This is a genomic window from Pseudomonas fjordensis, from assembly GCF_976987115.1.
Window position 1 is genome coordinate 5477056 of the sequence record NZ_OZ336860.1, and the last position, 18585, is coordinate 5495640.

Here is an 18585-nt window from a genome sequence, read left to right on the forward strand (position 1 = left end):
GCTCCCACACTTGGAATGCATTCCAGACGGTGGGAGCTGGCTTGCCTGCGATGGCGCCATTATGACCTATGCAAAAGCTTGCTCAAGCGCCACACCCGCCCCAGTCAGCCCGGAATACGGCGCCGTCACCAGCCACACCGGAATACCCTTGAAGTAGTCGCTCATGCAGCCTTTATCCGCAAAGCTTTTGGCGAAACCGCTGTTGATAAAGAAGTCGGCAAACCTCGGTATCACCCCGCCCACGATGTACACGCCACCGCGCCCACCGGTGGTCAAGACGTTATTGCCCGCCACCCGGCCCAGCCAGATGCTGAACTGGTCCAAAACTTCCATGGCCACCGGGTCACCGGCCAGGCCCGCCGCCGTGATGGCTTCGGGGGTGTCCAGCACCGGCGCATGCCCATCCACCGCACAAATAGCCCGGTACAGCCGTGGCAAGCCGCCACCGCTCAACGCGGTTTCGGCGCTGACATGCCCGATCTCGCTGTAGATGTGTTGCCACAATTGGGTTTCCCGTGGGCTGCTCAGGGGCAGGTCGACATGCCCACCCTCCCCCGGCAGCGCTGCCCAACGGCCTGCGCCCAGGTCCAGCAAGGTGCCGACGCCAAGGCCAGTACCCGGGCCGATCACCACGGCTGGGCGCAAAGGTTCCGGCGTGCCTTCACAGACCACGCGAAATTCGTCGGGCTTGAGCCGGGTCATGCCCAGGGCCATGGCCGAGAAATCGTTGACCAGCAACAGTTCATCCACCTGCAGGGCCTGGCAAAACGCGGTTTTGCTCAGGCGCCAGTGGTTGTTGGTGAACTTGAATTCATCGCCGCTCACCGGCCCGGCCACCGACAGGCACACCGCGCCGATGTCGCCGATTTGCAGGCCTTCTTCTTTGAGGTAGAGCTTGATCGCCTCTTCAGGGCTGCCGTGATCCGCCGTGGCATGCACGCGGATCGAATGCAGTTCCTGATCCCGCCATAACGCAAAACGGGCGTTAGTCCCCCCGATATCACCGACCAGCGCAAGCTTCACTTAAGCGTCTCCAAGGCAGAGGTAAAGGCGCTGGCGCCCTGCTCTGCGGAGCTTGCGGCCAAGCGCATGAATGCAAACAGCTCGCGACCAGCCCCCACGTTATTGCCCAACAGGCCCGTGGCAGGCGTGCGCGCTGCAAATACTTCGGCGTCCACCTTAAGCTCCAGGGTGCCGGTAACGCCATCCACACGGATGATATCGCCATCCTGGACCCGCGCCAGCGGCCCGCCGCTCTGGGCTTCGGGGTTGACGTGGATCGCGGCAGGGATCTTACCCGACGCGCCGGACATTCGCCCATCTGTCACCAGTGCCACTTTGAAACCACGGTCCTGCAACACGCCCAGGAACGGCGTCATCTTATGCAATTCCGGCATGCCGTTGGAGCGCGGCCCCTGGAACCGCATCACCGCGACAAAGTCTTTTTCCAACAGCCCGGCCTTGAAGGCATCGGCCAGGTCCTGCTGGTCCTGGAACACCACCGCCGGCGCTTCGACCACCTGATGCTCCGGCGCCACCGCCGAAACCTTCATCACGCCACGGCCAAGGTTGCCTTCCATCACGCGCAAGCCGCCTTCGGGCGAGAACGCACGGGCCACCGGGCGCAGGATGGTTTCGTCGAGGCTTTCGATCGGGCCGTCGCGCCAGACCAGTTCGCCATCCACCAGGAAAGGTTCCTGGATATAGCGGCTCAAGCCCTTGCCGGCCACGGTGTTGACATCTTCGTGGAGCAGACCGGCTTCGAGCAGTTCGCGGATCAGGAACGACATGCCGCCCGCCGCCTGGAAGTGGTTGATGTCAGCTTTGCCGTTTGGATACACGTGGGACAGGGTCGGCACCACCTCGGAAAGGTCGGCCATGTCCTGCCAGGTCAGGATGATGCCTGCCGACATGGCGATGGCCGGCATGTGCAGGGTGTGGTTGGTGGAGCCGCCGGTGGCGTTGAGCGCAACGATGGAGTTGACGATGGACTTCTCGTCGACAATCTCGCCAATGGGCGTGAAGTTGCCATTGGCCTTGGTCAAACGCGTGACCTGGTGCGCGGCTTCGCGGGTCAACGCATCGCGCAGTGGCGTGTACGGGTTGACGAACGAAGCGCCGGGCAAGTGCAGGCCCATGACTTCCATCAGCAACTGGTTGGTGTTGGCGGTGCCGTAGAAGGTGCAGGTGCCGGGGCTGTGGTAGGACTTCATCTCCGATTCCAGCAGCTCTTCGCGGCTGGCCTTGCCTTCGGCATAGCGCTGGCGCACATCGGCCTTCTGCTTGTTGGAGATACCCGACGGCATCGGCCCGCCCGGCACGAAGATCATCGGCAAGTGGCCGTAGCGCAGCGCGCCCATCATCAGGCCCGGGACGATCTTGTCACAGATGCCCAGCATCAGCGCGGCGTCGAACATGTTGTGGGACAGCGCTACCGCCGTGGACATGGCGATAACTTCACGGCTGAGCAGGCTCAGCTCCATGCCCGGCTCGCCCTGGGTCACGCCGTCGCACATGGCGGGGGTGCCGCCGGCAAACTGGCCGACCGAGCCGACTTCGCGCAGGGCCTTTTTGATTTGTTCGGGGAAATGCTCGTAGGGCTGATGCGCGGAGAGCATGTCGTTATAAGAAGAAACAATTGCCACGTTGGCGGCATTCATCATGCGCAGGCTGTTTTTGTCTTCGGTGCCGCAACCGGCCACGCCGTGGGCGAAGTTGGCGCATTGCAGCTTGCCGCGCATCGGACCGTCGCTGGCGGCGCCGCGAATGAGCGCAAGGTAAGCCTCGCGGGTGGCGCGGCTGCGGGCGATAAGCCGTTCGGTGACCTCAAGAACGCGGGGATGCATGTATAGAACTCCAGGCTAACGGATGTGGCGACCTGAGAGTCTATGCTGATCAAACGCCCACGGCTCATGGGATGGCAGGGGGTCGTTTGGATCATCGGACCAGTTGATTCAGGTCACTCGTTGTAGATTGAACAAAATATTGCCACTAAAAAGGCTTGTTTTCTATTTTTATGCGAATAATCTTGTAATTCTTACAACAAATCGACGACAGGCACTTTCCGATGACTCTTCGAATCGCAATCAATGGTTTTGGCCGTATCGGCCGTAATGTCCTGCGCGCACTGTATACCCAAGGCTATCGCCAGGATTTGCAGATCGTCGCCATCAACGATTTGGGCGACAGCTCGATCAATGCCCACCTGCTCAAGTACGACACCGTACACGGCACTTTCGACGCAGAGGTCGCCCACGATCAGGAAAGCCTGACCGTCAATGGTGACCGGATTGCCGTGAGTGCCATTCGCAACCCCGCCGACCTGCCGTGGGCTGCGCACAAGATTGACGTGGTGTTCGAATGCACCGGTCTGTTCACCGACCGTGACAAGGCTGCCGCCCATATTAGCGCCGGCGCGCGCAAGGTGATCATCTCCGCCCCGGCCAAAGGCGCGGACGCCACGGTGGTCTACGGGGTAAACCATGACATTTTGCGTCAATCCCACCAGATCATTTCCAACGCGTCGTGCACCACCAACTGCCTGGCGCCGGTGGCCCAGGTGCTGCATCGCGAGTTGGGCATCGAAAGCGGGCTGATGACCACCATCCACGCCTACACCAACGACCAGAACCTCACCGACGTGTACCACACCGACCCGTACCGCGCGCGTTCGGCCACTCAGAACATGATCCCGAGCAAGACCGGCGCCGCTGAAGCGGTGGGCCTGGTGCTGCCGGAACTGGCAGGCAAGCTGACCGGCATGGCGGTGCGTGTACCGGTGATCAACGTGTCCCTGGTGGACCTCACCGTGCAGCTGAAAAAAGAAGCCACGGCCGATGAGGTCAACGCCCTGCTCAAACACGCCAGCCAGCATTCGAAGATCCTCGGCTACAACACCCTGCCGCTGGTTTCCAGCGACTTCAACCATAACCCGCTGTCGTCGATCTTCGACGCCAATCACACCAAGGTCAGCGGTAAATTGCTCAAAGTGCTGGCTTGGTATGACAACGAGTGGGGTTTCTCCAACCGTATGCTGGATAACTGCGTGGCGCTGTGTAACGCCGAATAAGCCCTGGGCTGGATTGCGTGCACTGACTTGTGTGGGAGCTGGCTTTTGTGGGAGCCGGGCTTGCCCGCGATGCAAGCGACTCGGTCGTTCAGTCAAACCGAGGTGATGCTATCGCAGGCAAGCCAGCTCCCACACAAGCCCGGCACTCACACGATCTCCAAGGCATCTCAAAGTGCCACTTGCCATTTCAGTTGATGATAAGCATTATCATTCACTGCAAATCGGTCTGGTATCACTGTGAGCCAATCTCGCTTCAACCACGTCTTCCTCACCCAACGGGTGATCCTGCTACGAACTCTGCAACGCATGGTGCATAACCACAGCACTGCCGAGGACCTGTTGCAGGAAACCTACCTGCGCGTGACTCGGGCCCTGAGCGAGCGGCCAATCGACCACCTTGAACCTTTTGTCTACCAGACAGCGCGTAACCTGGCGCTGGATCATTTGCGCTCGCGCAGGATTCAGGCGCGTACCCTGCAGGAGGATGTGCCGCTGGATGTCCTGCAAAGCGTCGCCGCGCCGGCCAGCACGCCGGAGGAAGCCACCCAGGCCGAGCAACTGCTGGAGCACCTGAGTGTCAGCCTTGGCCAGTTGAGCGCCCGCCAGCAGCGGATTTTCATCCTCAGCCGCCTGCACGGTTGCAGCTACCAGGAGATTGCCGATCAGTTGGGTGTGTCATTGAGCACGGTGCAAAAGGAACTCAAATTGATCATGGCCATCTGTGTGGGTGTGGCCGAACGGCTGGATCAGCCTTAAGCTTCACCCGACAGAGGTGTCGATCCAAGCTGTAGGAAAAATGAATAGAACGTGGCGAAGACCCGAGGAACACCGTGACGGACCCGAATAAACTGCGCCCCCATGCGTTGGCTCATGAGGTGTTGCAAGACGCGGCCATGGACCAAGCCCTCGATTGGCTGATCGCCTTGCAGTGCCCGCAACCTGGGCAGCAGGCCGCATTCGACGCCTGGCTGGCCCAGGATCCGGCCCATGTCCACGCCTTCAGCAAGGCCCAGGCCGCCTGGGGTGACGCACCGGTGCACAGCGCCGCCGTGGCCCTCGCCGCACCGCGCAAGCCCAGCGGTTGGCGCCGGATCAAACCGCACTGGAAACCCTTGGCCACCGCCGCCGTGTTGCTGATCGGCCTGTTCAGTTTCAGCAACCTGCCGGTGCGTTTGCAGGCCGACCATCTGACGGTGGTCGGCGAGCGCCAGCGCCTGCAACTGGACGATGGCTCCAAGGTGCTGCTGAACACCAACTCGGCGTTTTCCAGCACCATCAAGGATCACCAGCGCATTGCCCGCCTGTACCAAGGCGAAGCGTTCTTTGAAATAGCACCCTCCCGTGGCCTGCCCCTGGAGATCGACGCCGGCCCGGTGCGCGCCAGCGTGCGTGACACCGCCTTTGCCGTGCGCTACCTCAATGGCGAAGCCCAGGTCCAGGTGCAGCGCGGCGATGTCGACCTGAGCAACACGTTCGACGATGCCCGTGTGCGCCTGAGCGCCGGTGAAAGCATCCGCATCGGCCCCAAGGGTTTCGGCCAACCGGCCAAGCTCGATGCCAGCAAGGACCTGGCCTGGGTGCAGGGCCGGCTGGTGTTCGAAAACTGCCCGATGAGCGAAGTGCTGGCTGAGCTTCGCCGCTATTACCCCGGCTGGATCGTCAACAACAACGAGCAACTGGCCAGCGTCGCGGTCACCGGCAACTACCGCCTCGACCAACCCCTGGACGTGGTGCGCTCCCTGGCCCATATCACCTCGGCCAAGCTGTCGGAGTACCCGGCGCTGGTGATCCTGAACTAAATGAGAATTATTTTTACTCGATGTTAACCGGCGATACGTCTCGTTATAGCCAATGCAACTGATTCCTATTTGGTTCGGTTCGCAACTATAAGATTCGTATCCCGGAGCGCTCTCGATGTCCTCTCGTTTCAACCGCCGGTCTGCTTCGCCCGTTTTGTCCTTGCTGACCGCCGCGATCCTGCTGGCTGGCGCGCCCGTCATGAGCGCCACCGCCGCCGAACCTGCCGCTCGCAGCCACGCCAATTACACCTTCAGCATTGAACAGCAGCCACTGGTGTCGGCGCTTAACGCCTTTACCGCAGTGACTGGTTGGCAAGTCGGCCTGCCGGCCGAACTGGGCCAGGGCGTTTCGTCCCCGGGCGTGCGCGGCCCGCTGCCAGCGGAAAAAGCCCTGGAGCGGCTGTTGGTGGGGACCAACCTGAGCTATCGCAAACTGGGCAGCAACAACATCGTGCTGGAAAAACGTAGCGCTGGCAGCGCCCTCGCCCTGCAACAGGTGACCATCAGCGCCACCCGTAACGAACAAGATGTGAACAGCGTACCGAGCACCGTCAGCGTGCATGATCGCGAAGAGCTGGACCGCCAGAACGTCAACAACATCCGTGAACTGGTGCGCTACGAACCCGGCGTCTCTGTCGGCGGCGCTGGTAGCCGCTCGGGTAACGCCGGCTACAACATTCGTGGTATCGACGGCGACCGCGTCCTCACCCAGGTGGATGGCGTCGAAGTGCCCGACAACTTCTTCAACGGCCCTTACGCCAAGACCCGTCGCAACTACGTCGACCCCGAAATCGTCAAACGCGTGGAGATCCTGCGCGGCCCGGCCTCGGCCCTGTACGGCAGCAGTGCCATCGGCGGCGCGGTGAGTTATTTCACCCTCGACCCGGACGACATCATCAAGCCAGGCCAGGACGTCGGCGCCCGCCTGAAGACCGGCTATAGCTCCGCCGACGAGAGCTGGCTGACCTCCGGCACCTTCGCCGGGCGTGTACAGGACTTCGACGGTTTGCTGCACCTGAGCCAGCGCAATGGCCACGAAACCGAATCCCACGACGGCAATAACGCCACCGGCCTGGCCCGTACCGGCGCCAACCCGGAAGATGCGCGCACCACCAACGTGCTGGCCAAGCTGGGCTGGAACTATGGCGATGACAACCGCCTGGGCCTGACCTACGAGAAGTTCAAGGATGACCGCGACGTCAATCTGAAAAACGCAGTGGGCGGCCCGTTCATCGGTGGCCGGGGCATGAACCTGTACCGCGATCGTCGCGGTAACGACACCATCACCCGCGAGCGCTTCGGCCTGGAAAACACCTTCGCCCTGGAGTCGCCGATTGCCGACCGTATCAAGACCAGCCTCAACTACCAGATCGCCAAGACCGACCAGACCACCGCAGAAATCTACCAGGCCGGCCGTCGCGTGCTGCGCACCCGCGACACGCTTTACGAAGAAAAACAGTGGGTCTTCGACGCACAGCTGGACAAAGCATTCAGCCTCGGTGAAACCGAGCACCAGGTGACCTACGGCACCACCCTCAAGCAGCAGAAAGTCACCGGCTCACGCGAAGGCTCGGCCTCGTGCCTGGCCATTGGCGCCGGCTGCACCGCCATCGGCGGGCCCAGCCCGTCAGCCGGCGACAGCGTGAAGAAGGCCAGCGACTTCCCCGACCCGACCATCAACACCTACTCGCTGTTCGCCCAGGACCAGATCACCTGGGACAAATGGACCTTCCTGCCCGCCGTGCGTTATGACTACACCCGGCTCAAGCCCAAGCTGACCCAGGAGTTCCTCAACACCGTCAACCCGACCGGCGAGTATGCCGTCGACGGCAAGGACAAAACCTGGAACCGCGTAACACCCAAGTTCGGCCTGACCTACGCCCTGACCGACAACTACACCTGGTTCGGCCAATACGCTGAAGGTTTCCGCACGCCGTCTGCCAAAGCCCTGTACGGTCGCTTCGAAAACCTCAACATCGGCTACACCGTCGAACCCAACCCCGACCTCAAACCGGAAACCAGCAAAGGCATCGAAACCGGGATTCGCGGCAAGTTCGACGAAGGCTCCTTCGATATTGCGGTGTACTACAACAAGTACCGTGACTTTATCGACGAAGACAACGCCGTGGTCGGCGGCACCGTGGAGCAGTTCCAGGCGGTCAACATCAAGCGTGCCACCATCAAGGGCGTGGAAGCCAAGGGCCGCCTGAACCTGGATACCTTCGGCGCGCCGAAGGGCCTGTATACCCAAGGCTCGGTTGCCTACACCTACGGTCGCAACGACGACAATGGCGAACCGCTGAACAGCGTCAACCCACTCAAGGGCGTGTTTGGCCTGGGCTACGACCAGGACAACTACGGCGGCCTGCTGAGCTGGACCGTTGTGAAGAAACAGAACCGCGTCGACAGCACGACCTTCCACGCGCCCGACGGCGGCACCGAAGGCCCGTTCAAGACCCCAGGCTTCGGCATCCTCGACCTGACCGCCTACTACAAGGTGAGCAAAGACGTGACCGTCAACGGTGGCCTCTACAACCTCACCGACAAGAAGTACTGGAACTGGGATGACGTGCGCAGCTACGACAGCGTCGGCGAGGCCGGTGTGACCGGCCCGGCCAACCTTGACCGCCTGACCCAGCCCGGTCGCAACTTTGCGATCAACGTGATCTGGGACATCTGACCCATGCGCCTCACCTCGCCGCCCATGCATCTGCGGCGAGGTGAGGATTTTTTACTGTGCCGCGTCTTCTTGTTCGTCTAGTTGATAACAGCTCTCTTTAAGGGCACCCAGGCGCTTCTCTTCTCAAGGACTTTTTTCATGACCGCTTCTTCCACCGCAGAACGCCCAAGCCTGCGCTCCCAACGCCTGAACCAGATCACCAACGCGCCGCACACCAAGCTCGACGCATTGGTGAAGGCTCACGCGCCGTTCGAAACCCAGGCCAACTTCGCCCGCTTCGTGGTGGCCCAATACCTGTTCCAATCGGAACTGGTGGCCCTGTACAACGATGCCGAGCTGAACCAGATCATCCCTGACCTGGCCGCCCGCTGCCGCGCCGAAGCGGCCAAGCTCGACCTAGCAGACCTGGACACCGAAATCCCGGCCCCGGTTGCCGGCGCGGTGAACACCCCCAGCAAAGCCGAAGCTTTGGGCTGGCTGTTCGTCTCCGAAGGCTCCAAGCTGGGCGCTGCGTTCCTGATCAAGCGCGCCGTGGGCTTGGGCCTGAGTGAAACCTTCGGTGCGCGCCACCTGGGCGAGCCAGCCGGTGGTCGCGCCGAGGGCTGGAAGAGTTTCACCCGCACCCTCGACGGCCTGGAGTTCAGTGCCGAAGAAGAAGCTGCCGTGGAAAAAGGCGCGATTGATGCGTTTGTGCGCTTCACCGTGTTGCTGGAACAGGCGTACGCTAGCGCCCCGGAACTAGCATAAGTATTCCGGTAGACAGCGGTTCAATGTGGGAGCTGGCTTGCCTGCTCCCACAGTTGAGTGCATTTCATGGCTAACAATGTGTAAACCTTCCCACCAGAAAACTGCAGCATGACCGGCAAACCCCAATCCTCCTCGAAAATCGCCCAAGCCCTCTTTGGCCTGCTGGCCTACGTCAGCCTGGGGATCGGCTTGGTGGCGATTGTGATACCGGGGTTGCCCACCACCGAATTCATCCTGCTCGCCGCCTGGGCCGCCACCAAAAGCTCGCCGCGCCTCAGCGCCTGGCTGGAAAACCATCGCCTGTTCGGCCCGATCCTGTCCAACTGGCGCAATGGCAAGATTATCGCCCGCCGCGCCAAAGTCAGCGCCACCGTGAGCATGTTGCTGTGCGCCGTGTTGATGCTGGTGATGCTCGATCACGGCTGGCCGGTGTACCTGGCGATTGTCGGGATGAGCCTGGGCAACCTGTGGATCTGGTCCCGCCCCGAACAGCTGGCACGGCCCGTCTGAAGCTGCGCGTAGGCGTTTTCCTACCGCTCATCGCCTATTTCTCATGAATTGATGTGTGACGCCGATGTTTCAGGCATGACGCCGAAGGGACTTGGCGCGTTTGCGTGCATTCCAACAAGTCCATTCGTGAGTGAACCTATGTTCGACACCCTCTCCATCCGCTTGAAAATCGTGTTGCTGTCCGGCCTGTGTCTGCTGGGTGTGATTGCACTGGTGGTCGGCATCAATATTTACAACACCAACCAGAACGATCGACTGGTCAGCGATTCAAGCTCACGAATGCTCACCGCCAGCGTGGAGCAACTGCTGCAATCCAAAGCGGCCGAACAGGCCACGCAACTGCAGAAGACCTTCGGCGAAAACCTGCTGGTGGTCACCGCCCTTGCCGACCAGATCAAAGACCTGCGTCAGTTGGGCACCCAGCGTTCCCTGGAAGCCGGAGCCCTGCGTGAAGAACTCAACCGCAGCGTCAAAACCGCGTTCGAGCGCAACACCAAAGTGCTGGGCATCTGGTTGTCGTTCGAACCCAACGGGCTGGATGGCAAGGACAGCGAATTCATCGACGACAAGGCGCGCGTCTCCAATGAAAAAGGCCGGTTTTCCAGCTATTGGAGCCGGGCTGGCGGCGAAGGCCAGAACACCATCATGGTCGAAGATGACCTGACCAAGACCACCCTCAACCTCAGCGGTACGCCCTACAACATCTGGTACACCTGCCCACGGGACACGCGCAGCACTTGCCTGCTGGACCCGTACGAAGACACGGTGGCCGGCAAACCGGTACTGATGACCACCATTTCCTTGCCGCTGATCGTCGACGGCAAAGTCATCGGTGTGATCGGCGTGGATATCGCCCTCACCGCCCTGCAAGCGACCACCGATGCGGCGCAAAAAGACCTGTTCAACGGTGCCGCCCACCTGGAGATTCTGTCCAGCACCGGCCTGATCGCCGCCTACAGCGGTGAACCAGGCAAAGTCGGCAAGAACCTGATCGACAGCATCGGCGCCGAAGGCAAGGAGATCGTGCAACTGCTGGCCAATGACCGGCCGGTTATCCGCGAACAGGAAGACACCATTCGTGCCGTGTACCCGCTCAAGCCGATTGCCGGTGCCAAATCCTGGGGCGTGGTGATCAAGCTGCCCAAAGCGGTGATGTTGGCCGACAACGAAAAACTCCAAGCCGTGCTCGACGAGGCCCAGGCCACGGGCACGCTCAAAGCCCTGCTGGTGGCCGCCGCCGCTGGCCTGCTGGGCTTGCTGCTGATCTGGCTGACCGCTACAGGCGTGACCCGCCCTATCAATAGCGTGGCCGCCATGCTCAAGGACATCGCCAGCGGTGACGGCGACCTCACCCAGCGCCTGGCCTATGCCAAGAAAGACGAACTGGGCGAGTTGGTGAATTGGTTCAACCGCTTCCTCGACAAGCTGCAGCCGACCATTGCGCAGATCAAGCAAAGCATCACCGAAGCCCGCGGGACGGCCGATCAGTCGTCCGCCATTGCGCGCCAGACCAGCGAAGGCATGCAAGTGCAGTTCCGTGAAATCGACCAGGTCGCCACCGCGTCGAACGAAATGAGCGCCACCGCCCACGACGTGGCCAACAGCGCCTCCAATGCCGCCAGCGCGGCACGCGGCGCCGACCAGTCGGCACGCGAGGGCATGTCGATCATCGAGCAGAGCACCCGCGATATCACCACCCTCGCCGACGAAGTCAGCAAAGCCGTGGGCGAAGTCGAAGCCCTGGCAGTCAACAGTGAGCAAATCGGTTCAGTGTTGGAGGTGATCCGCAGCATTGCCGAACAGACCAACCTGCTGGCGTTGAATGCGGCGATTGAAGCGGCACGCGCCGGGGAAAGCGGGCGTGGTTTTGCGGTGGTGGCCGACGAAGTCCGCAACCTGGCCAAACGCACCCAGGACTCGGTGGAAGAAATCCGCCTGGTGATCGAACGTATCCAGAGCGGCACCCGTGGCGTAGTGGCGACCATGCACTCCAGCCAGCATCAGGCCCAGAGCAATGCCGGGCAGATCCATCAAGCCGTGCAAGCCCTGGGCAAGATCAGCGACGCGGTCACGGTGATCAGCGACATGAACCTGCAAATCGCCAGCGCGGCCGAACAGCAGAGCGCGGTGGCCGAAGAGGTCAACCGCAACGTCTCGGCGATTCGTACTGTGACCGAAACCCTCACCGGCCAGGCTACCGAGTCAGCGGCGATCAGCAGCCAGCTCAATGCGCTGGCCAGCCAGCAAATGAAGTTGATGGATCAGTTCAGGGTCTGATTCGGTCCTGAAAACATTGCCCCTGTAGGAGCGACCTTGCTCGCGAAAAACGTCAACGATAACGCGTGCTTTCTGAATAAACGCGGCGTCTGTGAGTTCTTCGCGAGCAAGCTCGCTCCTACATATAGAGCAGAATGGGGGTGAATTACCGGCCGGGCCAGGCCTGGACGAACGGCGTCAGGTCTTCCTTCGGCGCCGTGCGCGGCGGGTTCTGCGGCGTGCCCAGGTACAGAAAGCCAATCACTTCTTCATTCGCCGCCAGCCCCAGGCCTTTGGCAACGTGAGCTGAGTAGGATAATTCGCCGGTACGCCACACCGCGCCAATACCCTGGGCATACGCCGCCAGCAGAATGCCGTGGGCCGCGCAGGCGGCGGCCAGCAATTGCTCGGACTTGGGCACTTTGAAATGCTCTTGCAAGCGTGCAATCACCACCACCACCAGCGGCGCACGCAGCGGGCCGTTCTGGGCTTTGTCGATGGCGGCTTGCGGTGCGTCGGCGTCCTGCAGGCGGGCGGCTTCGGCCAACAGCGTGCCCATCTGCTCACGCGCTGCACCTTCCACGGTAAGGAAACGCCACGGGCGCAGTTGGCCGTGATCGGGCGCGCGCATGGCGGCGGCGAACAGCAGGTCGCGCTGCTCCTGGGTCGGTGCCGGGTCGAGCAAACGGGGCACGGAAACACGGTTGAGCAAAGCGTCGAGAGCCTGCATTGGCCACCTCCATAAAAAAATGTGCGGTCATTCTAACGGGAAAGAATCGGGATGCCACCAAACGATAATTGCTCTTATTCAATCTGCCCTGCCCTGTTAGACTTTGCGCCTTAATTTTCTGCCCTCGTCCAGGAATCTCGATGTTCCGTGCGCTTTTGTACCTGCCTGCAGCGTTGATGGCTTTAAGCCTGACTGCTTGCGATGACGCCCCTCGCTTCACGAAAGCAGAGCCGGGTGAATCGCGGGCCGGTGGCGCGGCGACGGTAAACAAGCGCGACCAGAACGCCTTTTCCCTGCCCTCGGCCAACCTGGCGCCCACGCGGCGCCTGGACTTCAGCGTCGGCAACAGTTTCTTTCGCAACCCGTGGGTGATTGCGCCGTCTACCACCACGGCGCGCGATGGCCTGGGCCCACTGTTCAATACCAACGCCTGCCAGAACTGCCATATCAAGGATGGCCGTGGCCACCCGCCACTGCCTGACGCGCCCAATGCCGTCTCGATGCTGGTGCGCCTGTCCATCCATCCCTCTATTGCAGAGCAGTCAGCCTACGCCAAGCTCATCGAACAGATTGGCGTAGTGCCCGAGCCGGTCTACGGCGGGCAACTCCAGGACATGGCCGTGCCCGGCGTCGCGCCGGAAGGCAAGGTGAGGGTCGACTACACACCGGTCAACGTCAGGTTCAAGGACGGCACGCTGGTTGAATTACGCAAGCCCGACCTGCAGATCACCCAGCTCGGCTACGGCCCGATGCACCCCGACACACGCTTCTCGGCGCGTATCGCCCCGCCGATGATCGGCCTGGGCCTGCTCGAAGCGATCAGCGATGCCGATATCCTGCGCAATACCAACCCCAAGACCGCCGACAAAGAGGCCATCGTGGGCCGCGCCAATTGGGTCTGGGATGACGCCCAGAACAAAACTGTCCTCGGGCGTTTTGGCTGGAAAGCCGGGCAGCCCAACCTCAATCAACAAAACGTTCACGCGTTTTCTGGTGATATGGGCCTCACCACGTCCCTGAGACCTTTCGATGACTGCACCGACGCCCAAGTGGCCTGCAAACAGGCGCCCAACGGCAATGGCCCCGAGGGTGAGCCGGAAGTCAGCGATAACATCCTGCGCCTGGTGCTGTTCTACACCCGCAACCTCGCAGTGCCCGCACGCCGCGACGTTGATACACCGCAAGTGCTGGCCGGCAAGAACCTGTTCTACCAGGCCGGTTGCCAGGGCTGTCACAAGCCCACGTTCACCACGGCCGCCAACGCCGCCGAACCTGAACTGGCCAACCAGGTGATCCGCCCCTACAGCGACCTGCTGCTGCACGATATGGGCGAAGGCCTGGCCGACAACCGTAGCGAATTCAAAGCCACCGGCCGCGACTGGCGCACCCCGCCGCTGTGGGGCATCGGCCTGACGCAAACCGTGAGTGGCCACACCCAATTCCTGCATGACGGCCGCGCCCGCAACCTGCTTGAAGCCGTGCTGTGGCATGGCGGTGAAGCCCAAGCGGCGCAGCAACATGTGTTGTCGTTCAATGCCGAGCAGCGTGCCGCGTTGCTGGCGTTCCTGAATTCTTTATAAGCTTTGCCCCACTTACAGAAGGGAGCTCGACATGTTTCGTCCCAAGTTGTTGTTCACCAGCCTCGCCGCCCTGGCCTTGGGCGCCTGCTCGCCCCAAGACCCGCAAGCCGTGACCTCGGCAGCCATCGCCAAGCAAGTGATCCTGCCAACCTACAGCCGCTGGGTTGAGGCCGACCGTCAACTGGCAGTCAGCGCCCTGGCCTACTGCCAAGGCAAGGAAAGCCTGGACACCGCCCGCGCCGACTTCCTGCACGCACAAAAAGCCTGGGCCGAGTTGCAACCGCTGCTGATCGGCCCGCTGGCCGAAGGCAACCGGGCGTGGCAGGTGCAATTCTGGCCAGACAAGAAGAACCTGGTAGGCCGTCAGGTCGAGCAACTGGTCAGCGCCCAGCCGCAGATCGACGCCGCCGCTCTGGCGAAATCCAGCGTGGTGGTACAAGGCCTGTCGGCCTACGAATACATTCTCTACGACGCCAAGCCCGACGTCGCCGACGCCGCCCAGAAAGCGCGCTATTGCCCGCTGCTGATGGCGATCGGTGAACGCCAGAAAGTCCTGGCCGAAGAGATCCTGGCCAGTTGGAACAGCACCGACGGCATGCTCGCGCAGATGACCAAGTTTCCGAACCAGCGCTACGCTGATTCCCACGAAGCCATCGCCGACCTGCTGCGCGTGCAAGTGACCGCCCTGGACACCCTGAAGAAAAAGCTCGGCACCCCGATGGGCCGCCAGACCAAGGGTATCCCGCAACCGTTCCAGGCTGATGCCTGGCGCAGCCAGTCGTCCCTGCAAAGCCTGGAAGCCAGCCTTGCCGCCGCTCAAACCGTATGGGTAGGCGTCGATAACAAAGGCCTGCGTGGCCTGCTGCCGGCGGACCAGAAGCCACTGGCCGAGAAAATCGACGCCGCCTACGCAGCGTCCCTGAAACTGTTCGCCAGCAACCAGCGCACCCTCAACGAACTGTTGAATGACGACGCCGGGCGCCAGCAACTCAACGACATCTACGACAGCCTCAACGTGGTCCACCGCCTGCACGAAGGCGAACTGGCCAAGGCGCTGGGCGTACAACTGGGCTTTAACGCCAACGACGGTGACTGATGATGCTCAGGCGACAGGCTTTGGCGGTGGGCAGCGTGCTGCTCAGCGCTATCACCTTGGGTGGCTGGACGCTGTTCAAGCACAAAGACAAAGGCCCGCTGCTGCTGTCGGCGCGCGATGATGCCGACGGCAAGCACTACGCTGTCGGCTATCGCCTGGACGGCAAGCCGGTATTTGCCACCCAGGTCGGCCAGCGCTGCCATGACATTATCAACCACCCGACCTTGCCGATTGCGCTGTTCGTCGCCCGTCGCCCAGGCACCGAGAGCTACCTGATCGACCTGCGCGATGGCGCGCTGCTGCAAACCATCACCTCGAACGCCAACCGCCATTTCTATGGCCATGCGGTGATCCACAAGAGCGGCGACTGGCTGTACGCCACCGAGAACGACACCTCCGACCCTGGCCGTGGCCTGTTGGGTGTGTATAAGTTCGAAGGTGAGCGGCTGGTGCACAGCGGCGAGATATCCACCCACGGCATCGGCCCGCATCAAGTCTCGTGGATGCCCGACGGCGAGACGCTGATCGTGGCCAACGGTGGCATTCGCACCGAAGCCGAAAGCCGGGTGGAGATGAACCTCAATGCCATGGAGCCGAGCCTGGTGCTGATGCGCCGCGACGGCAGCCTGATCAGCAAGGAAACCCTGGCCCAGCAGATGAACAGCGTGCGGCACATGGGCATAGCCAGCGATGGCACCATCCTCACCGGGCAGCAGTTCATGGGCCCGTCCCAGGAGCGTTCCGAGTTGCTTGCGATCAAGCGCCCGGGGCAGCCGTTCGTGGCGTTCCCGGTGGCCGATGAGCAGTTGCAGGCGATGGGGCATTACACCGCCAGCGTGGCGGTGCACAGCGAACTGCGCCTGGTGGCGTTGACGGCACCGCGGGGCAACCGCTTTTTTATCTGGGACATGGACACCGCCGAACTGCGCCTGGATGGGCCCTTGCCGGACTGTGCGGGGGTGGGCGCGGTGGCGGATGGGTTTGTGGTGACATCGGGTCAGGGGCGTTGCCGCTTCTATGACTGCCGCCAGGAAAAGTTACTGGCAACCCCCCTGGAGTTACCGGCGGGGTTCTGGGATAACCACCTGCACCTGGTCTGAAACTACCCTTTGGTGGCTGATCGGACGAGACGCAGAGCGTCTCAAGAGGCATTCCCACGCAGAGCGTGGGAACGATGACGCGCCCATCCTGAATGAACGTGTCGTCTGTGGGCTTTTCGCGAGCAAGCTCGCTCCTACAACAGTTGAGGTGTCAGACACAAAAAAGGGCCTTGCATCGCAAGGCCCTTTTGGGGTCAATCGTTTCAACTTTGCGGCCTCATCGCTTGAGACATGCCGAACATGAATAACAGCAATTCATGGTCGGGCTTGGCCGCCACACTCGTCTTGGCAATGCGTGGCAGCAGGCATTGCCCGCCACCGTCTACCGCACTCAACACTTGTGTACGAGGTTGTTCCCATACCGCCAGGGCCAGGGCTGCAACACCCAATGCCCCGACCAGAAACAAACCTCGTGCTATTTCTAGCTTCATCTGGTTAAACCCTTGATAGCGCTGCCAAACGCCGTCTCGTAAAAGTAGCTGAGTTTTTTCCAGTCGGTATCATTCCACGACGAATGGCGGCGCAATTGCAGCATGTCGTGGGACGCGGCCCGATAAGCGGTCAGGCGCTGGCGGCATTTCTCAAAGTCCAGCAGGGCCACTTCCACTGTCGCCGCATCAGGCTCACCGGTCACCCGCACGAAAATGTGCTTGATATACAGGCAACCGTGTTGCCAGCGGCCTTTGTGCATACGGGCCAAGGTGCCGGCCAACTCTTGCAGCAGACGCTCGTGGACCGCCTCGCCATACTGTTGGCGGCCACCGGCGGCGTACCAGTTTTCAATCTCGTCGAAACCGTCCAGGGACGCGGTCACCAACAGGGCTTTCCATTGGTGCTCCGGGTCGCGACGTGCTTCGCAAAACACCAGTTCCGGCACACGCACATCCAGCAAACGCAGGCCTTTGAGGGCATCACGCTCACGCAGCACGGTCGGACGCCCAAAGGGGTGCAGCCAGCTGCGGTAAATGTGGCCGGTCTGGCGCTTGCAATAGAGCAAGCGACCGTTAGGGCTGATCACCCGCTGCACGCCACTTTCACCACCACGGCGACGGTTGGGTTCTTCCACCCATTCACCTTGCTGACGCCAGAAAAAATCAAATCGTTCTTCGGGAGCTACATGACTGCCTACTACGCACTCAACTGCCATCCTGTTACCTCTTGCGCAATACATACACTCGCCACATGGCGTAGAGCGGTATGAAGTCCAGGGATTCCTGAACACGGAAACCGGCCTGCTCGAATTCTGCCTCGACAGTAGCAGCCGGTAACACAAACCGGTTTTGGTAACCTTCCTGCTCACCTTTTTTGCGACGACGCACTTCGCTGCGCTTGCGCTTCCAGGCCTTGAAATTGCCGTCTACCCACAGCGAAATAATCACGCTGTCGCGGGTAACACGTTGAAACTCGCGCAGTATTGTCAGCCTGTGCTCCGGCTCACCAATGTGGTGCATCAAGCGCATGCAGAAAATACTGTCGACGGAATTATCTGGCAAATCGATATCAAAGGCAGACGTCTGCAAAGGGCGTACCCGTTTCACCACCTCTGCCGGTTGGGCAGCGGTGGCGATCTTCAACATCGACGCCGAATTGTCAGCTCCGATAATCACACGGTTGGGTTTTTCGGCCAGTAACGGCCAGAAGCGTCCAGCGCCACACGGCAGGTCCAACACCAGGCCCGGCTCACCGGCCATGGCCAATGCGCCGCGCGCCAACTGCTCGTCGCGTTTGTGGGACAACCGGCGAGCCAGATTGTCCTGATGCTTGAGCAAATATTTCTGCGCGTGTTGATCGTCGTACTTGTCAGAAAATTCCAGCTTGATCGGGGAAGGCATCTTACGTCTCCAGTAACTGATGCCTACGACCTTAAGCAGCGAACTGTGATCAACAGGTCAACTCGTTGTGAAAATCTTGTCCTGTCCAACTGCATACATTTCAAGACTTTACAGAAACATTCAGTAGCACCGGGCCATCTTCGCCGAAAAGCAGGCAGTCTGCATCAGCAAAACGACAGACTGAAG

At 61.2% G+C, this 18585-nt stretch carries 16 protein-coding genes; 10 read left to right on the top strand and 6 right to left on the bottom strand.

The window, feature by feature from the left end; genetic code table 11:
- Nucleotides 1–66 precede the first annotated feature (66 nt).
- The gene (locus ACWHXD_RS25085) at nucleotides 67–1023 is read right to left on the bottom strand and encodes a glucokinase (RefSeq protein ID WP_032895459.1); all 957 of its coding nucleotides are present in this window, start codon (nucleotides 1021–1023) and stop codon (nucleotides 67–69) included.
- Complete coding sequence (gene edd / locus ACWHXD_RS25090; protein ID WP_014719752.1) at nucleotides 1020–2846, bottom strand: phosphogluconate dehydratase; 1827 nt, start codon at nucleotides 2844–2846, stop codon at nucleotides 1020–1022. The genes ACWHXD_RS25085 and edd overlap by 4 nt, the downstream gene beginning before the upstream one ends.
- 221 nt (nucleotides 2847–3067) lie before the next feature.
- On the opposite strand from edd, the gene gap reads away from it, so the two are divergent.
- The 7 genes from gap to ACWHXD_RS25125 all read left to right on the top strand — a co-directional run bounded on the left by gap (nucleotide 3068) and on the right by ACWHXD_RS25125 (nucleotide 12082).
- Nucleotides 3068–4069, top strand: a complete 1002-nt coding sequence (gene gap / locus ACWHXD_RS25095) for a type I glyceraldehyde-3-phosphate dehydrogenase (RefSeq protein ID WP_098950482.1) — start codon at nucleotides 3068–3070, stop codon at nucleotides 4067–4069.
- A 237-nt stretch (nucleotides 4070–4306) separates the two neighbouring features.
- Nucleotides 4307–4825 (top strand): RNA polymerase sigma factor, encoded by a 519-nt coding sequence (locus ACWHXD_RS25100; protein ID WP_003193922.1) that lies wholly within the window; start codon nucleotides 4307–4309, stop codon nucleotides 4823–4825.
- 74 nt (nucleotides 4826–4899) lie between these two features.
- On the top strand, nucleotides 4900–5868 hold the full coding sequence (locus ACWHXD_RS25105; RefSeq protein WP_138762262.1) for a FecR family protein: 969 nt from the start codon (nucleotides 4900–4902) through the stop codon (nucleotides 5866–5868).
- 115 nt (nucleotides 5869–5983) lie between these two features.
- Nucleotides 5984–8548, top strand: coding sequence for a TonB-dependent receptor (locus ACWHXD_RS25110; RefSeq protein WP_138762261.1), 2565 nt, complete (start codon nucleotides 5984–5986; stop codon nucleotides 8546–8548).
- Nucleotides 8549–8686: 138 nt separating this feature from the next.
- Nucleotides 8687–9295 (top strand): biliverdin-producing heme oxygenase, encoded by a 609-nt coding sequence (locus tag ACWHXD_RS25115; RefSeq protein WP_032895455.1) that lies wholly within the window; start codon nucleotides 8687–8689, stop codon nucleotides 9293–9295.
- Between the two features lie 108 nt (nucleotides 9296–9403).
- Entirely contained in the window at nucleotides 9404–9805 is a 402-nt protein-coding gene (locus tag ACWHXD_RS25120) for a YbaN family protein (RefSeq protein WP_138762260.1), read from the top strand.
- 138 nt (nucleotides 9806–9943) lie between these two features.
- On the top strand, nucleotides 9944–12082 hold the full coding sequence (locus ACWHXD_RS25125; protein WP_138762309.1) for a methyl-accepting chemotaxis protein: 2139 nt from the start codon (nucleotides 9944–9946) through the stop codon (nucleotides 12080–12082).
- Nucleotides 12083–12227: 145 nt separating this feature from the next.
- On the opposite strand, the gene ACWHXD_RS25130 is transcribed toward ACWHXD_RS25125, so the two are convergent.
- Complete coding sequence (locus tag ACWHXD_RS25130; protein ID WP_003193928.1) at nucleotides 12228–12791, bottom strand: NAD(P)H nitroreductase; 564 nt, start codon at nucleotides 12789–12791, stop codon at nucleotides 12228–12230.
- 140 nt (nucleotides 12792–12931) lie between these two features.
- Here ACWHXD_RS25130 and ACWHXD_RS25135 point away from each other — a divergent pair, with 140 nt between their 5' ends.
- Genes ACWHXD_RS25135 through ACWHXD_RS25145 form a run of 3 tightly spaced genes read left to right on the top strand, consistent with a single transcriptional unit; the run spans nucleotide 12932 to nucleotide 16567 of the window.
- Nucleotides 12932–14371 carry a di-heme oxidoreductase family protein gene (locus tag ACWHXD_RS25135; RefSeq protein WP_138762259.1) on the top strand — a complete coding sequence of 480 codons (1440 nt, stop codon included), beginning with the start codon at nucleotides 12932–12934 and terminating at the stop codon, nucleotides 14369–14371.
- 31 nt (nucleotides 14372–14402) lie between these two features.
- Nucleotides 14403–15467 (top strand): imelysin family protein, encoded by a 1065-nt coding sequence (locus ACWHXD_RS25140; RefSeq protein ID WP_032895451.1) that lies wholly within the window; start codon nucleotides 14403–14405, stop codon nucleotides 15465–15467.
- A 2-nt stretch (nucleotides 15468–15469) separates the two neighbouring features.
- Nucleotides 15470–16567 (top strand): DUF1513 domain-containing protein, encoded by a 1098-nt coding sequence (locus ACWHXD_RS25145; RefSeq protein ID WP_032897789.1) that lies wholly within the window; start codon nucleotides 15470–15472, stop codon nucleotides 16565–16567.
- Nucleotides 16568–16770: 203 nt separating this feature from the next.
- On the opposite strand, the gene ACWHXD_RS25150 is transcribed toward ACWHXD_RS25145, so the two are convergent.
- From ACWHXD_RS25150 to ACWHXD_RS25160, 3 genes are read right to left on the bottom strand one after another with little or no spacing between them, the layout of a single operon-like run.
- Nucleotides 16771–16998: a hypothetical protein gene (locus ACWHXD_RS25150; protein ID WP_003193932.1), complete on the bottom strand. Its 228-nt coding sequence runs from the start codon at nucleotides 16996–16998 to the stop codon at nucleotides 16771–16773.
- Complete coding sequence (locus ACWHXD_RS25155; protein ID WP_003193933.1) at nucleotides 16995–17714, bottom strand: lipopolysaccharide kinase InaA family protein; 720 nt, start codon at nucleotides 17712–17714, stop codon at nucleotides 16995–16997. Before ACWHXD_RS25155 ends, ACWHXD_RS25150 begins: the two co-directional genes overlap by 4 nt.
- Before the next feature lie 4 nt (nucleotides 17715–17718).
- Complete coding sequence (locus ACWHXD_RS25160; protein ID WP_003193934.1) at nucleotides 17719–18399, bottom strand: class I SAM-dependent methyltransferase; 681 nt, start codon at nucleotides 18397–18399, stop codon at nucleotides 17719–17721.
- Nucleotides 18400–18585 lie beyond the last annotated feature (186 nt).

Bases quoted from the DNA above. Each gene is read 5' to 3' on its own strand.
- ACWHXD_RS25160 (WP_003193934.1), bottom strand. From the start codon at position 18,399: ATGCCTTCCCCGATCAAGCTGGAATTTTCTGACAAGTACGACGATCAA.
- ACWHXD_RS25110 (WP_138762261.1), top strand. From the start codon at position 5,984: ATGTCCTCTCGTTTCAACCGCCGGTCTGCTTCGCCCGTTTTGTCCTTG.
- ACWHXD_RS25120 (WP_138762260.1), top strand. From the start codon at position 9,404: ATGACCGGCAAACCCCAATCCTCCTCGAAAATCGCCCAAGCCCTCTTT.
- ACWHXD_RS25130 (WP_003193928.1), bottom strand. From the start codon at position 12,791: ATGCAGGCTCTCGACGCTTTGCTCAACCGTGTTTCCGTGCCCCGTTTG.
- gap (WP_098950482.1), top strand. From the start codon at position 3,068: ATGACTCTTCGAATCGCAATCAATGGTTTTGGCCGTATCGGCCGTAAT.
- ACWHXD_RS25140 (WP_032895451.1), top strand. From the start codon at position 14,403: ATGTTTCGTCCCAAGTTGTTGTTCACCAGCCTCGCCGCCCTGGCCTTG.
- ACWHXD_RS25155 (WP_003193933.1), bottom strand. From the start codon at position 17,714: ATGGCAGTTGAGTGCGTAGTAGGCAGTCATGTAGCTCCCGAAGAACGA.
- ACWHXD_RS25125 (WP_138762309.1), top strand. From the start codon at position 9,944: ATGTTCGACACCCTCTCCATCCGCTTGAAAATCGTGTTGCTGTCCGGC.
- ACWHXD_RS25115 (WP_032895455.1), top strand. From the start codon at position 8,687: ATGACCGCTTCTTCCACCGCAGAACGCCCAAGCCTGCGCTCCCAACGC.
- ACWHXD_RS25145 (WP_032897789.1), top strand. From the start codon at position 15,470: ATGCTCAGGCGACAGGCTTTGGCGGTGGGCAGCGTGCTGCTCAGCGCT.
- edd (WP_014719752.1), bottom strand. From the start codon at position 2,846: ATGCATCCCCGCGTTCTTGAGGTCACCGAACGGCTTATCGCCCGCAGC.
- ACWHXD_RS25135 (WP_138762259.1), top strand. From the start codon at position 12,932: ATGTTCCGTGCGCTTTTGTACCTGCCTGCAGCGTTGATGGCTTTAAGC.
- ACWHXD_RS25150 (WP_003193932.1), bottom strand. From the start codon at position 16,998: ATGAAGCTAGAAATAGCACGAGGTTTGTTTCTGGTCGGGGCATTGGGT.